Annotated in this window: 12 protein-coding genes and 1 pseudogene; all 13 read right to left on the reverse strand. The window is 38.3% G+C overall.

Features of this window, described 5'->3' with window-relative positions; all coding sequences use genetic code 11:
• Nucleotides 1–321 precede the first annotated feature (321 nt).
• A complete protein-coding gene (locus IQ276_RS37000; protein WP_235116437.1) occupies nucleotides 322–987 on the reverse strand; it encodes a TetR/AcrR family transcriptional regulator in 666 nt (221 codons plus the stop codon).
• Nucleotides 938–1,936 carry an alpha/beta fold hydrolase gene (locus tag IQ276_RS37005; protein WP_193925631.1) on the reverse strand — a complete coding sequence of 333 codons (999 nt, stop codon included), beginning with the start codon at nucleotides 1,934–1,936 and terminating at the stop codon, nucleotides 938–940. The genes IQ276_RS37000 and IQ276_RS37005 overlap by 50 nt, the downstream gene beginning before the upstream one ends.
• Nucleotides 1,937–2,644: 708 nt before the next feature.
• Nucleotides 2,645–3,778 carry an ISAs1 family transposase gene (locus IQ276_RS37010; protein ID WP_193925736.1) on the reverse strand — a complete coding sequence of 378 codons (1,134 nt, stop codon included), beginning with the start codon at nucleotides 3,776–3,778 and terminating at the stop codon, nucleotides 2,645–2,647.
• A 519-nt stretch (nucleotides 3,779–4,297) separates the two neighbouring features.
• Nucleotides 4,298–4,707: pseudogene (locus tag IQ276_RS37015) on the reverse strand (transposase family protein); the annotation flags it as partial.
• Nucleotides 4,698–6,113: a two-component system sensor histidine kinase RppB gene (rppB, locus tag IQ276_RS37020; protein ID WP_193915429.1), complete on the reverse strand. Its 1,416-nt coding sequence runs from the start codon at nucleotides 6,111–6,113 to the stop codon at nucleotides 4,698–4,700. The gene rppB and the pseudogene IQ276_RS37015, both read right to left, overlap by 10 nt.
• A complete protein-coding gene (gene rppA / locus IQ276_RS37025) occupies nucleotides 6,100–6,852 on the reverse strand; it encodes a two-component system response regulator RppA (protein WP_228042962.1) in 753 nt (250 codons plus the stop codon). Before rppA ends, rppB begins: the two co-directional genes overlap by 14 nt.
• 548 nt (nucleotides 6,853–7,400) lie before the next feature.
• On the reverse strand, nucleotides 7,401–9,089 hold the full coding sequence (locus IQ276_RS37030; RefSeq protein WP_193915432.1) for an iron uptake porin: 1,689 nt from the start codon (nucleotides 9,087–9,089) through the stop codon (nucleotides 7,401–7,403).
• A 639-nt stretch (nucleotides 9,090–9,728) separates the two neighbouring features.
• Complete coding sequence (locus IQ276_RS37035) at nucleotides 9,729–10,064, reverse strand: hypothetical protein (RefSeq protein ID WP_193915435.1); 336 nt, start codon at nucleotides 10,062–10,064, stop codon at nucleotides 9,729–9,731.
• A gap of 75 nt (nucleotides 10,065–10,139) precedes the next feature.
• Nucleotides 10,140–10,619, reverse strand: a complete 480-nt coding sequence (locus IQ276_RS37040; RefSeq protein ID WP_193915438.1) for a hypothetical protein — start codon at nucleotides 10,617–10,619, stop codon at nucleotides 10,140–10,142.
• A gap of 110 nt (nucleotides 10,620–10,729) precedes the next feature.
• A complete protein-coding gene (locus IQ276_RS37045) occupies nucleotides 10,730–11,203 on the reverse strand; it encodes a DUF2808 domain-containing protein (RefSeq protein WP_193915441.1) in 474 nt (157 codons plus the stop codon).
• A gap of 250 nt (nucleotides 11,204–11,453) precedes the next feature.
• Nucleotides 11,454–11,942, reverse strand: a complete 489-nt coding sequence (locus tag IQ276_RS37050) for a DUF2808 domain-containing protein (RefSeq protein ID WP_193915444.1) — start codon at nucleotides 11,940–11,942, stop codon at nucleotides 11,454–11,456.
• Nucleotides 11,943–12,305: 363 nt separating this feature from the next.
• Nucleotides 12,306–12,770 carry a DUF2808 domain-containing protein gene (locus IQ276_RS37055; RefSeq protein WP_193915447.1) on the reverse strand — a complete coding sequence of 155 codons (465 nt, stop codon included), beginning with the start codon at nucleotides 12,768–12,770 and terminating at the stop codon, nucleotides 12,306–12,308.
• Between the two features lie 126 nt (nucleotides 12,771–12,896).
• Nucleotides 12,897–13,712 (reverse strand): CemA family protein, encoded by an 816-nt coding sequence (locus IQ276_RS37060; RefSeq protein WP_193915450.1) that lies wholly within the window; start codon nucleotides 13,710–13,712, stop codon nucleotides 12,897–12,899.
• Nucleotides 13,713–13,884 lie beyond the last annotated feature (172 nt).

A 13,884-nucleotide genomic window follows, 5' to 3' on the forward strand; every position in this document is an offset into this window, starting at 1 on the left:
ATTTAGCTACAAAACATACTAATCCTACACTGTTTAACTTTAAAATAGATGACAAGTGTATAGATTCTTCATGCATAGATGATCGGGAGAAAAGGGGTTGCCGAGGGCAACCCCTTTTCTCCCCCCCCCCTTAAAATGATTATCATTCTTGAGAAAACATATTTCTTGTTTTTCTTGGAATAATTTATTCTTTGGAAGTCCCTAATATGGCATAGATTTGCCTTTTTTAGAAGCAAAAAATTTAGTATGCGCTTTAGCTTGTGTAATCCATCTCCTTATTTAGCAAAATTATTGCGGAAAGTTTCTTTGTGAACTGTTCTTTTAAATATTAATTCTACCCTTATGTGTTCCTAATGCTTGTCGAATGAAGCAAAGAACTGAGCAGATGTGGATTTCTAAAGGAATATCCTTTTGATAAATGAAGGCATCCTCTCCTGCCCGCTCTAATAGATGGACTACATAATTAGCAGCAAGTATGGAATTTAAACCAGGAGAAACTTGCCCATCAGCGATCGCTTGATTGAGCAAGTTGTACATCCAATTTTTGAAAGGAGCAAATAAATTTTCCCTTGTATCTACCGTTTCAATCAGCGCAGCACCACTGTGAATTAATGGCATAATATCGCTGTATTGCTCAATGATTGGAAAAATAGCTCTTACACTCGCTTCTAAAATAGCGTCTAGCTCGGTTAATCCTTGAGTAACTTGAGTAAGAGAAGCTTGTACTTTCCCAAACATTTCTTCTGTAAGAGTAGTAATCAAGGAAGACTTAGACGGAAAATACAAGTAAAAAGCTGCTTGAGTAACTCCGGCTCGCGCAACAATTTCAGAAATAGATGTGGCTTCGTACCCCTTCTCAGCTAAGACAGTTCGGGCGGCGGCAAGCAGTTGTTCTCGGCTATTAGTTTTACGCCCCATGAGTAAGGCTTCCTTCAAGCTAGGTGTGGTAATTGGCTGGCATGTACTGGCGGAACCAGCTATCCGCAAGAGTCACAAAATCTTGTAAAAATTCTGGACAAAGTGAAAAATGTCCCCAGTCTAGTTCCACATACTTTTTGGGGCCAGCCAAACGCTCATAACTTTGAATTGTGACTTCGGGCGAAATCATTTTATCCCGTATAGTATTGATAACCAAAAAAGGAATCTGATTGTATTCCATTGACTGTTTTGGAGGAGAGTTGAAGAGGCTAGCCAAAGCATGGACAGTGAGACTTTTTAAAGTATACGGGTCATTAGACCACTTTTTGAAGAAGCCAGTACTAAGATCGCGCTCATCAAGCATATTATGCCAGCGAGCAATTGGACGGTAAGGAATTCGCAGTTTTGGAAATAGCTTCTCCAACAACCCAATGAAAAACTGAATGATCCAAGGTACACCTGGAATACCTGCTAATATATTAAATCTTGAAAGGTATAAAGCTGTTTTGGGGTCGCCAAAATCGTAAAGTTGCAGAGTTGCTATAGCTTCTACAGGGGCTCCTTTGGTAATGGCATGATAGGTAATACCACTTCCTAGACTGCCGCCGCCCATAAAAATAGGCCCAGCATAACGATGCCTTGCCCATTGCGCTACATCTGCAATATTTTGGGCTGCCTCGTCTAAAGTAAAGTCACCTTTGACTTTTTCGATGCTAGTACGCCCTTGTCCCTTTTGGTCAGGAAGCAACACGGTGTAACCTAAGTCGTAGAAAGCTAGGGCTAGGCTCACAAACAAACCAGAATAGCCACCACCTCCGTGGTTAAAAATGAATACTGGGGCATTTGGTTCCGAACGCTCGTACACATCTATGTGGAGATTTACTCCTGTAGATTGGATAGAGTGGCTGCACCTGATGCGCTCGGCGCGTGCCACGATATCAAAGGGGTAATAGCAATACCAGTAAGGAGATGTTTGATATGTAAATTGAGTATCAAAGGTTACGGATTGTACAGACATAGCTATCTTTATCTCTATTGCTAACTTACTGTTAGTTATTAATTTAATCATAACTAACAGTAAGTTAGTTATCAAAGAGACGAAACTAAAATTGACTTATTGGCCCTGATTTCGAGATTTTTCTAGGCTATAATTTGGCAGACTTCCCCATCTGGTGGGTACTTGGTATTTACGTCCTTTGGTCAATACGCTGCACTACTGGGTCAAATGCCATAAATTAGCAATACCTTCGCCAAAAAAAGAGTATGAAGAGATAGGGCTGCCGTAGTAGAGTTATTGTCTCTGACAACGACAACTAAAAAAACTAAACTACAAACAGCCCATGCCCGACATCTTATAATTGTGGAGAGTGTTTGTTACCGCAGAGCAACGCTACAACAATGCGACAATTAAACCAGATAATCCTGGTCATGTTAGCAATGAGCGGTCGAGTCACCATGTTGGGGATCTCGCGTAGGGGAAACGCACCTTATTTACTAATAAAAACTAAGAGAGATTTCAAAATGACATAGATAATTGTAAAAATTCATAAAATGATAAATAAAATAAATGAAGTATTCTCAAAAAGCATGAATTACCTTATCGGAAGCTCAATGATTATTTATTGATACTAAAATAACTCAATATTCGAGTTTATAAAACTATGTTTATCTAGAGGAAAAGTGAAATTCTTCCTAAATATTTAAAATTAACTTCTGATATATTAGTTTATGCTAATGCTAAAACTCTTGCTAAATAATTGTTATCCAGCCCAGCAAGAAACTGTTTGTTTTTTATTCCACGTTTTACACGCTTCTCTTGACCTAAAAGATTGACTGCAATATGTCTGAGAATTGCAAAATTCTCTGGAGCATTATCTTTCCTAATCCGACAGTCGTCTTCCTTCAAGGCGACATCCAATACCCAATGTAATGAATTCTCAACTCCCCAATGACTGCGAATAGAATTACCAAACTGTTGGGCATTATCTTCTAGGCTACTAATAAAATAGCGAGTTTCAACTGTCGTTTTACCTTCTAATGAACGGACGGACTCTACCATACCAACACTATTAAACTTTGACCAAACTGAATCTGGGTTAAGTCGAGACTGAATCTGAGATAACATCACATAGTGGCGGATTTCATGACGACTATGCCCTTTTTCTTCTGTTTTATATGTGCTATGCTCAATCCCCTCAAAATCTGTACTTATCCCTGACTGGAATAATTTTTCAACTTCATCATAAAGATTTCCTTGATTCTTTTTTAACGTAATTACATAATCCGCATCTTGCTCTGTAATTACTCTTACAATTTCTTTTTGACAACCGATTGCGTCAATCGTGACAATACATCCAGATAGATCCAAGACTTTTAATAATTCTGGGATTGCTGTAATCTCATTTGATTTTTTATCAACTTTAACTTGTCCCAATACTAATTTACTTGTAGTTGCCCAAGCACTTACTATTTGGATTGCACTTTGCTCACTACTTTTATCGTAAGAACCGCGTAAGGTTTTACCATCAATGGCGACAACTTCACCATTAGTCATCTTAGTTATTGATTTCATCCAATTAATAAAACATGACTCGAATTGTTGAGGATTTATTTGTGCAAAAACTCGTGCAAATGTATCGTGAGATGGAATGCCATTTGGTAATTCTAAAAATGTTTTTAACCACTCATACTTCGCACATCCGTATGTTTCAACTGCCACCCAGCCATCGGCACCACAAATTACTGCACAAATAGCAATCGTCATGATATCGATTAAGTTATGACGCTTTGTGCGATCTATTCGTGGGTCTTGTATTTCCAAAAAATGGTCAGCAATTGTGATTTTTGGCTTTAGCTTCATAGAGAGGCGAATAAGAATGAATGAAATTCTTCTTTGGAGTTCCTGCAAGAATACCATATTCCTTAACAGGTAGCCGTCCTGACTTTTCACGCCATTTGTAAAAGTCACTTTAATCAGTTAGCGATGGCGTAACCCCCCTTCCCGGTAGCGATCGCATAAATTGAGTTTTTCTTTGCGCTGATATTCCCGTGATTCCTAGTCATTAATCTAAAACTATTGAGAATCAGACTGTGAGAAAACCTACGCTCTTAAGTGGAGAACTGACCGTGAAAATTCAGGCAGCCGTCGGCTGCCTCTAACTCCCCCTCACAATGATTATCATTTTCATGCTGAGTGAGATTTAATTTCCTCAAAGTCTTATGTAGTTTGAGTCTTGGTGTATTTCATCATGATCCAGGCTCGTCAATATTTAGATGCGTTTGCCCTGGGATCTCGCGTTGGGCAGGCATTGGTGGCAGTTATCGGACGATGTTGCGGTTCTTTCATACAGTAATTCCTTGGGCGACGTTGTTTTGGCTATTTTTCCGCAAGATTAAAGCTAATAAATCCTGTAGTTTTTGTATATTTAATACCTTGATAAAAGAATGAAACTCCAGGGGATAAACCTGAATTTTTTAATTGGAGCCAAATTTTTGGTTCTATTTCTATAAAAGCATCTTTTTTTATACGTAAACGAAGTAGGCTTTCTGCTCTGTGAGCCAGTTAGCCAACTTTATCGAACAAAATTCTCGGTCTCCTAACACTACAGTTTTACAATTCTTGAAAAGAGGTAATGCTTTTTTAAATACTGCTTCTTGTTCATCAAAATTACTCGAACCTAACTTGTTTAATAAGTCAAAATATATTGGAATAAACCTCTTATCCCAAACCACGCTAATCATTAATAAATTAATGCGTCCCCAATTAGTCCGATCTATAACTACATAGATTGGCGTAAGCGGCGAAACAGCCATTTAAATGGCGAAAAAGAGCGATCACTATTTAGGTGGATAACATCAAACGGTAGTTCGATGGTAAAAGTACTACCTTTACCTAATTCGCTTTGCACATTCAAACTACCGTGGTGTACCTGAACAATTGCAGAAGCGATCGCCAATCCTAATCCAGAACCACCAGTGGTACGAGAGCGATCGCTATTCACCCGATAAAAGCGATCGTAAATTCGCGGAAGTTCCTTCTCTGGGATACCAATACCCGTATCATGAACCCTAATTACAGCATGATGGTCACTACAACTCAGGCAAACCGTAACCTCCCCTCCTTTGGGTGTATACTGAATTGCATTGACAATTAAATTAGAAACCAAACGATAAAGCTGGTCACTATCACCGACAATATTTACTGGCTTATTTACCTTGATGCTAGATTGCAGCATTACACCTGCCGCGATTGCCATCGCTTCAAATTCCTCGACTAAATCGCTGACAATATCATTTAGACAACATTGTTCTAGTTGTACTGGCAAGTGTTGTCTATCTAAACGAGCCAATAATAATAAATCTACAACCAAAGTAATAAGTCGCTGATTCTGACGGTGGATAGTTCGCAGAATGTCCCGCGTTTCTTCTTCATCTAGTTGCGACATTAAAAGCGCTGATTCCACCGTTGCGCCTGTTGCAGCTAAAGGCGTTCGCAATTCGTGTGCAGCATCTGCTGTAAACTGTTGAATTTGTCGATAAGATTGATAAATTGGCTGCATAGCTAATCCTGATAGCCACCAACTAGCAACTGCAACCATAGCCATTGCGATCGGCAATCCCAAACCTAAACTTAATTTCACACTATCCAGATAACGATTAAATTCTTCAAGACTTCGCCCCACTTGCATATAGCCCCAATCCCCATTATCTGGGGTGTGTAGCATTAAAGAATTTTGATGATAATCATTGCCTTTGCTGTCTTTGAGAAATAACCATTTTTCATTGCTGAAGACAGTAGATAGCCCTTCTGGATAATTGCCAGTAGTAGCAATCAAGCGTCCTGAAATATCAAAAAAACGCACATAGTAGTGATCTTTGTTAACTACACCAAGAAAATGGCGTTTAGTATCTGACTGCTGTTGAGTGCAGCTGGCTCCAATTTTACATAGATTTATATTTGGGAATAGCTCCTGTATAACGGGTTCTAAACTCCCAGGTTGCCTGAGCTTAAATTCAATACTGTCATGCAGTGTTCCGGCTACAGACTCAATTTCACTGTCTAAAGCTACCACATGGGCACGGAAAACAGCTCTGTAGACACCGAAAGCACAAACGCTTAAAATTGAACCCATGACGAGGGCATACCACAGAGCTAACCGAACACGAGTTCCTCGAAACAGTTTATTTTGATTCATTAGTCACATTCAGACGATATCCCATACCGTGCAAAGTTTCAATCGGGTTGGTGCAGTCAAAGCAGGCTAGTTTGCGACGCAACAAACGTACTTGCGCTGCTACCACATTGCTAGCAGGTTCTGCACTCACTTCCCAAAGCTGATTGCGAATCTGTTCCGTGGTAACAATTTGATTGGGGTGCTTCATCAAATATTCCACCAGTTGAAATTCTTTATTAGTTAAGGAAATTTCCTGTTTTTCCCCCGTCGTATTTTGACCGACAACTGTACTATTGCTGTAATCTAAAGTAAAGTTACCAACGGTTAGTTGTTGAGGTTGTAAGTGGGGATAACGCCGCTGCAATGCCCGCAACCTTGCCAGTAATTCTGCCATTCCAAAAGGCTTCACCAAGTAATCATCAGCACCCGCATCTAAACCAGCAACTTTATCTTCCATGCTATCTCTAGCTGTGAGCATCAAGACGGGCAAAGAATTTCCTTTTAAACGCAGCTTTTTACACAATTCCAAACCAGTAAATCCTGGAAGCATCCAATCTAAAATCGCCACTGTATATTGTGCCGAACTATTTTCTAAATATGCCCATGCTTCATTACCATCCATTACCCAGTCAACTAAATACTTTTGCTGCTTCAGCGTTCGCTTAATAGCAGCGCCCAAATCTGACTCATCTTCGACTAGCAGTACCCGCATATCAAATTGAAAAGTTAGAGGTTCGTGGCAATTTTGTAAAATCAGCATAATTAATAACAGGGTAATCCCTTAGAAATAGATTGACAGAAGTTGATGAAATTCTGAGTTATTCAATCATGTATACAAGCAAGCTATCTAAGATCATAAACAGATGCTACCCCTTGGTAGTAGATAATCTCTAAGAAAAACTCAGTACATCCCATTGCTCAATTGGTGTGAGTGATACTCAGTTAGAGAAGTTAACAAATCTAACTAATTGCAAGAGATATACCGAGTTATTTTTTATTCTGACAGGTAATGATGAAATCAAGATGAAATATTAAGTCAGATTAGAAAATCTCTAATTGCACTTAACCCAACCACAATACACAAATAAAAAGCTAGGGTTTTGACTTCGTTCATGTACTAACAAATAAGTATTAGTTTTGATATACCACCCTAGACAAAACAACCCTTATTTATATCAAATTATAAATCTCAATAAATTGCTCATTTTTCCATATAAAAGCCCGCCCGCAGGCGAGCTAAGATTTTTCCAAATGAGAATACCTAATAGCTAATAGCTAATAAATATTAACCATTATCTGTTAGCCGTTTTAGAAAGCAAAAGTGGTACGCAGTGTACCAACATAGATGGTGTCATTGTTATTATTATGCTCTGGATTAAAGATAACCAATAAACCAGGAGTGACGGAAATATTATCGTTGATCTGTAGGCGGTACAGAGCCTCTAAGTGGTAAGAGGTGTCGTTATCTTCACGCCTAGTAGTTCTTGCGGCGGAAGTGAATGCATCATTATCACTTACTTTAGGTGGTTGACCAAAGATCAGACCAAGCAAGTTGCCTTCTTTACCAAAGTCTTTGAAGGCTAGGGTTGCAGCCCAGTAGTTCATTGATGCTTCATCACCTTGATTTACACCCGTACCACTTCCCTTGGCTTCAGCGTTGCTGTAACCGTACCAACCACCAATAGTCAACTTGGAACTGGGTTTGAAGGTAGCTTCTATACCGTAATGGTTGGCAGTAGTAGCAACTCCATTGAAGGGATTACCTGCGTATACACTACCTGTACCCTCAAACATGTTTACACTGGATAAACTATTTTGATAGCTGTGAGCGTAGGTAAGACCAATATTAAATGCATCACTAGGCCTGAAAGCTACCTGACCAAGGGCTGTATAGGCACCATTTGTCAGACCTCCATTTGAACCAGGATTGCTAGCTGTGCGAGCTATGTAAGCCGCAGATGCAGTGAAAGCTCCTGTAGGATTCAAAGTTATGGTTGCACCTGCACCACCGAAACCAGTGCGATAGATGGGGCTAAATCGACCATAGCGAGACAAAGCGCCCCTACCATCACTGGCAAGATCAGGGTTGAAGTTGTTGATGTTGTCGTATATGTTACCGCCTGCCGCATCAATTTTTACCCGCACTGCATTACTCAGGTTGAAAGCATAGTTAATTTTATCGATGACAGTCTCATTGTTCTGATTTCCGTCAAAACCGAGGCGGGTCATGTTAGTACCCGTCACATTTGTGTCATAGGGAGTGACGTTCCGGGATTGCAAGCGGATTTGCAACAGGTCTGTACCAACAAAACTTGATTCCAATCTCAGACGAACCCGGTCAGTTAGAATAGTATTAGAATCTAGGTCGGGAGCAGTACTTGGATCTACACCAGAAGGAACTGCCCTTTGATCGCTACCAAAAACATTAGATACGTTAAAAATTGCTTCCCCAATTAACTTGGTGGTAGTCGAGAACTGATTGGCTTCCAACTCAGCAGTGCGTACTTCTAAAGCATCTACGCGACCACGCAGGGTAGCTAGTTCCGCAGAAAATTCTTCTTGCAGACGCTGTAGGGTAGCCAAATCCTCTTTTGTTACTAAGTCAGCAGTTGCTGTAGCAATCAGTTCATTAACTCTATCTAAACAAGCATTCAAACCAGCAGCAAATTCATAACGAGTTAAAGCACGATTACCTCGGTAAGTCGCATTGGGATAACCAGCAATACAACCGTAACGTTCAACTAGTGATTGTAAAGCTTGGAATGCCCAATCTGTTGGTTGTACGTCAGAAAACTGCGAAACGGATGTGACTTGGCCAGTCTCACCAATGTACTGTTGAATTTGGCTTAAAGAAGAATCTTTTGGAAGAGAGTTTGCTTCTTGTTTAATTTCAGTTGAAACAGGAATTTCAGCCGCTATTGTTGCTCCTGAAAAAGCTAAGTTGGCTAATAAAACTCCAGGACTAATTAGTAGGCATTTCCAAAATAACTTAGACATGACTGTTTGCTCTTCACACCAAAGTAATAAGTAATGATAGGGCATACCCCTATAACTAGATTCTCAGAGGAAGATGAAATTAAGATGAAATTTCAAATTTTGAATAAAACAAATTTAGCAAGTAGATCGAGCATTGTATTAGACAGTTGTCAAGTCAATTTTTCAGAAAAATTAAAGCATAGTATGATGAAATTAGGATGAAATTACAACTTACTTAATCAAATAAATTTAACGAGTAAAAACCACTTGAGAAACAAGTTTCCCAGTTCAATCTAAACAAACATCAAAACACTAAATTATACCCAGTGGCTAACTCTAGTGGACTCAGCCACTGGGGATTAAAAAAATCGCGTATTGGAGCAACGTAGATCGGCATTAGCTTTAAAACTGTGGTTAGAGAGGTAGCAGCAAGTACATAGGAATTAAATAAAGGATTGAGCTGTAAAGCTAATTGTGTATTGAAGCGAATGCCAGCGCATGAACGACGGCGATCGCTGGAGTAGGGCTATTGTTCATTTACCGCTATTAAAGAAAAACAGACCCAAACTAGGAGCCTGCTGATAGTATGTCCTCTAGCAAGACATGTCGAGAGAATAAATTTACAGGCTCACATACTATCTATTTAGATAGAGTGGAAGTTTACGCCGAAATTTCCTCATAGCATCGTTGCAAGGCTTGGAGTCTTGCTGAAGTTGCTCCGCCAGTAGGTTCTGCTGGTAGGATATTTGCACAGGCTCCTGTTTTACTGGATTGTTGTACTGTGCCTTGCGGAAGCCCTTTATAGCATTTTTGTAAAGCTTGTAGTCTTGCTAAACTAGCTCCACCAGTGGGTCTTGCTGGGGGAATGTTTTCACAAACTCCTGTTTTTGAGGTATCTGCATTTCCATAAGCAGCAGAACCCAACGATACGTGAAGTAAAGCTATTCCCAAGGGAATTGCCAAAATAGATGCAGTTCGGATGACAGGTATCTTCATAGCTAAAATCCTCAAACAATAAGCAATTTATGCTACTAATGGATGAAATAATCTTAGGAAGCCAAGTTTGAGTACTTAACGACCGTAAGTTTGAATTCGAGCTGTACCAAGAGGAATTTGTGCTGTTAGATTAGGCATTTTGCCGTACACTCGGTACAACCAAACGTGGCTACGAAATGATGTATTAACACCTTGCACCTTAACTAAGAGCGTTGTCTGCGGTTCCACAGATTGGGAGAAAATCACTGTAGCTGTTTGGTTATTTACAGAAACTTGAGCATCAATTTTCTTACCAGATTGATTTTGAATCTCAATTCCCTTGTTAATGCTTACACCATCGGGTAAATCAATAGCCAGTTCTGATAGAGATTGTCCCTGAACATGAACCTGAAACTCATGCGTTGCACCTGAAAACCCAACAGTGCTAGGAAATGCTACGCCATTACCAATATAGGAGACTTTGAAATTGTCCTTGTTTTCGCTTCCCCAAGCAGATGGAAATGAAGAAGTTACTATTAGAAAAAATGCTGCACCCGCATAAATTGACTTTTTCATAACTAACTCCGGCAAGATTATGTAGGGTAAGGAAGATCCACCATCCCACCCTATAGCTACCGATTAATTTAGTTAACAGCCACAGCTAAAATTAACAGCAGTTATTCAGCCTAGCCACCGTAAGTCTGAATCCGGGCTAAACCAAGTGGAATTTCTTCTTTCATATCAACCTTTTTGACAGATACTGGATAATGCCAAGTTTCCTCATAACCTGGAGTATTAACTCCTTTCATACGAATTGATATGCTTGTACCAGGGGCTACTGGTTCCGAAAAAGCTACTGTAGCTTTTCTGTTGTTAATGGAAACCGTTGTCGGAATTTTTTGACCTAATTTATTTTGGACTTCAATTCCTTTATCAATACTTACCCCCTCTGGTAAATCAATCGCCAATTCTGAAAGAGCTTTACCTTGGACATGAACATCAAACTTATGAGTAGCATCTATGGTACGGGCATCATTAGGAACAGCAGCACTATTTCCGAGATGGGAAAATTTAGCATCGTTTGGATTTTTCGCCCAAGCAGTAGGAACTGAAGATGCAATAACTAAGGTAAAAGCAAATGTGTAAATCAGCTTTTTCATCAATATTCTCCTTGTTTTGTTAATCGGTTAATTACCTCTATATCTATAATTGTGAAAGGTATTGATGAAATAGAGATGAAATATTTTTATGTTAAGTAAAATTTAAAATATAGTTATTAGATGCAACAATTAAAATTATTGATGATTAATAATATTTAAAAAATGGGGTTAAAAAATCACAAAAGCTTCTGACATTTAACTTATCTATAAGTTAAATGTCAGGAGCTTTATTTATTGAATAGCGCTAAGTTTAAAGATTTACACGAAATCTAGCTACACCTATAGGTATTTCTGCATTAGTGCCAACAAGATTAGCAGATAAATGGTAGACAGGGCCATTACCAAGAAATGGTTGTTTGACATTCTTGATGTCAATCTCTAGCTTAGTATTAGGAACAATTGGTTCAGCAAAAGCTAGTAGTATAGTTTTGCCATTTACAGAAACATTAGTATTTATTTTTCGACCATTCTCTTCGTTTATAACGACATCATTAGTATTATCACTCCATCTGACAGTATTTGGAACTTGAATTTTTAACTGTGAAACACTCTTGCTATTTTTGGGAACGTGTACTCGCAAAGTATGTCTAACAGGCATCCAGCGAGTCTGAGGAAATTGAGAGTTACCATCAACATGAGGAATATTACCATCTTCTTCATTGGCACTTGCATAGTTGGCAGGAATTAAAAGTGCAGCAGCTAAAGTAGATATAGCAACATAAACTAACACTTTCTTCATGTTTACTCCTCACTTAATCATTAATGTCAGCAAATCAAAATGAACCTGTGATAAATCAATACGTAACAATCTGGTAAAACTAAATTTAACTACTTTCTACGTTTCTTACTTTTCACAATGTGAAAAAAAGATTAGGTGTAAAGGTTTTAAGTTTTTACACTTTTACACCTCGGAATACCAACATTTTCAAAAATTTCCATGAAAAGTCAGTCTACGCTTACACGTTAATTAAAGGAAGTTAGAAATATTACCGTTGACTTGTTTACCGTTTGAAGTTCAAAAGGTATACTACCTTTATTGATCAGTTTGACAGGTCGGAATGAAATCAAGATGAAATTTTTGATGAATTTCAAAACTTAAGGATTAAAATGTAGGGAATTGAGCTACACCAACGGGAATCTCTACCTCACTACCAACAACCTTAGCTGAAAAGCGGTATACAGAAGCTGGGCCTGTCACTGGTTGTTGAACTTGATTAAAATTAACTAAGAGTTTAGTGTTAGAAATAACCTTTTCAGGGAAATCTATAATAATCTGTTTGCCATTGACGGAAATATTAGTATTAATTTTCTGACCATTCGCATCGAAGACATCAATGTTATTACTCACTGCTACAGTAGATGGAGTTTCAATAATAAGTTGGGAAAGAGGGTTGTTATTTTGAGGGATGTTTAACCGAAAAGTATGTTTGACAAGCCGCCAACTATTAGCAGGATATTGCAAATTATTATCAATATTAGTCTCCTTAGCACTTGCATGACTAAGGGAAATGAAAGCTGTAGTGGCAAGAGCAAACACTGTACTTGTGTAAATCAATGTTTTCTTCATCTGGAATTTATAAGTAATTTTTATGTAAAATAAGCTACATACTTTTGCTTATTGAACGAACCTTTACATTATGAGTTTGACAGGTCACGATGAAATCAAGATGAAATTTTGGCTGGTTTGGGAAAATTATTCATTCATGCTATGGTAGGTAGCCACGGCTGAAGGAAAACTGCGGTTGACGTAGCGAAAAATCCAATATTTGAAAATTGTATCCATGACAACTGGGACAATAGCAATGAATAGTGAAATCAGACTTTTGTTTTCTGGAAGACCAAAATGCTTTGAGGTGTTTTCTAAAATTATTTCCCAACCATAGGTAGAGTGATAGCCGACAAAGATATCAGTAGCGAGAATAATGAAAAAAGCTTTCGCAGAGTCGCTTAAGCCATAAATTAAGTCGGTACTAAAAAGTTGAATAGTGGTAAGCTGCTGATTACCAAAGACACATAATATAATAAATGACAATAATGAAAGTATATCTGCAAATACGTTAGCAGCTGCATCAATACTTTCAGTTTTGTATTTTCGGGATAACGCAATAGCCTCATCTTTGACCTTCTGTTCTACAATATTTGAAGAAAGTTCTGGAGCTTTTACCAGCAGTACTTCAAATTTAATTTTTCGCTCAAATCTTTTCAATTCAGTTAAGGCTCTTTCTTCCTGAGAAGAATTTAAGAAAGTTTTCGATGGCTCTTGGCTCCAGAATTTATAAATCAAAGGTTGAATTACAAATGTTTTAAACAGATTATTCACTAAGAATGGAACAATAAATAGAATTAACAAATAACGGAGAGAACTAATTGTTCTCTGACGAGAAGCGCGAAACTCTTCAACAACCTTATGCTCTGCATTTGGCTCTAGTGCTTGTTTTAGCTTTTCCAGAGTTTGTAGTATCGACCGAGGAACAAAGCTAGCTTTTTGATATTTTGGATTAGGTTTCATTCTCATTTGTTCGATAAAGTCAGGCTAGTAGTATTACCGTTGTGGCTGAACTAAAAAGCCTGAAAATAGTGTGGAGCAAAGCCAAGGAATAAGCTCCTAAAATTTACTATATATAATCAAGATGAAATTAGGATGAAATAAATCATCGAAAACTAAATATTCAATAATAAAA

It is taken from the genome of Desmonostoc muscorum LEGE 12446 (genome assembly GCF_015207005.2).
In the GTDB taxonomy this organism is placed as follows: domain Bacteria; phylum Cyanobacteriota; class Cyanobacteriia; order Cyanobacteriales; family Nostocaceae; genus Nostoc; species Nostoc muscorum.

Bases quoted from the DNA above. Each gene is read 5' to 3' on its own strand.
- IQ276_RS37005 (WP_193925631.1), bottom strand. From the start codon at position 1,936: ATGTCTGTACAATCCGTAACCTTTGATACTCAATTTACATATCAAACA.
- IQ276_RS37010 (WP_193925736.1), bottom strand. From the start codon at position 3,778: ATGAAGCTAAAGCCAAAAATCACAATTGCTGACCATTTTTTGGAAATA.
- rppB (WP_193915429.1), bottom strand. From the start codon at position 6,113: ATGAATCAAAATAAACTGTTTCGAGGAACTCGTGTTCGGTTAGCTCTG.
- rppA (WP_228042962.1), bottom strand. From the start codon at position 6,852: ATGCTGATTTTACAAAATTGCCACGAACCTCTAACTTTTCAATTTGAT.
- IQ276_RS37030 (WP_193915432.1), bottom strand. From the start codon at position 9,089: ATGTCTAAGTTATTTTGGAAATGCCTACTAATTAGTCCTGGAGTTTTA.
- IQ276_RS37035 (WP_193915435.1), bottom strand. From the start codon at position 10,064: ATGAAGATACCTGTCATCCGAACTGCATCTATTTTGGCAATTCCCTTG.
- IQ276_RS37040 (WP_193915438.1), bottom strand. From the start codon at position 10,619: ATGAAAAAGTCAATTTATGCGGGTGCAGCATTTTTTCTAATAGTAACT.
- IQ276_RS37045 (WP_193915441.1), bottom strand. From the start codon at position 11,203: ATGAAAAAGCTGATTTACACATTTGCTTTTACCTTAGTTATTGCATCT.
- IQ276_RS37050 (WP_193915444.1), bottom strand. From the start codon at position 11,942: ATGAAGAAAGTGTTAGTTTATGTTGCTATATCTACTTTAGCTGCTGCA.
- IQ276_RS37055 (WP_193915447.1), bottom strand. From the start codon at position 12,770: ATGAAGAAAACATTGATTTACACAAGTACAGTGTTTGCTCTTGCCACT.
- IQ276_RS37060 (WP_193915450.1), bottom strand. From the start codon at position 13,712: ATGAAACCTAATCCAAAATATCAAAAAGCTAGCTTTGTTCCTCGGTCG.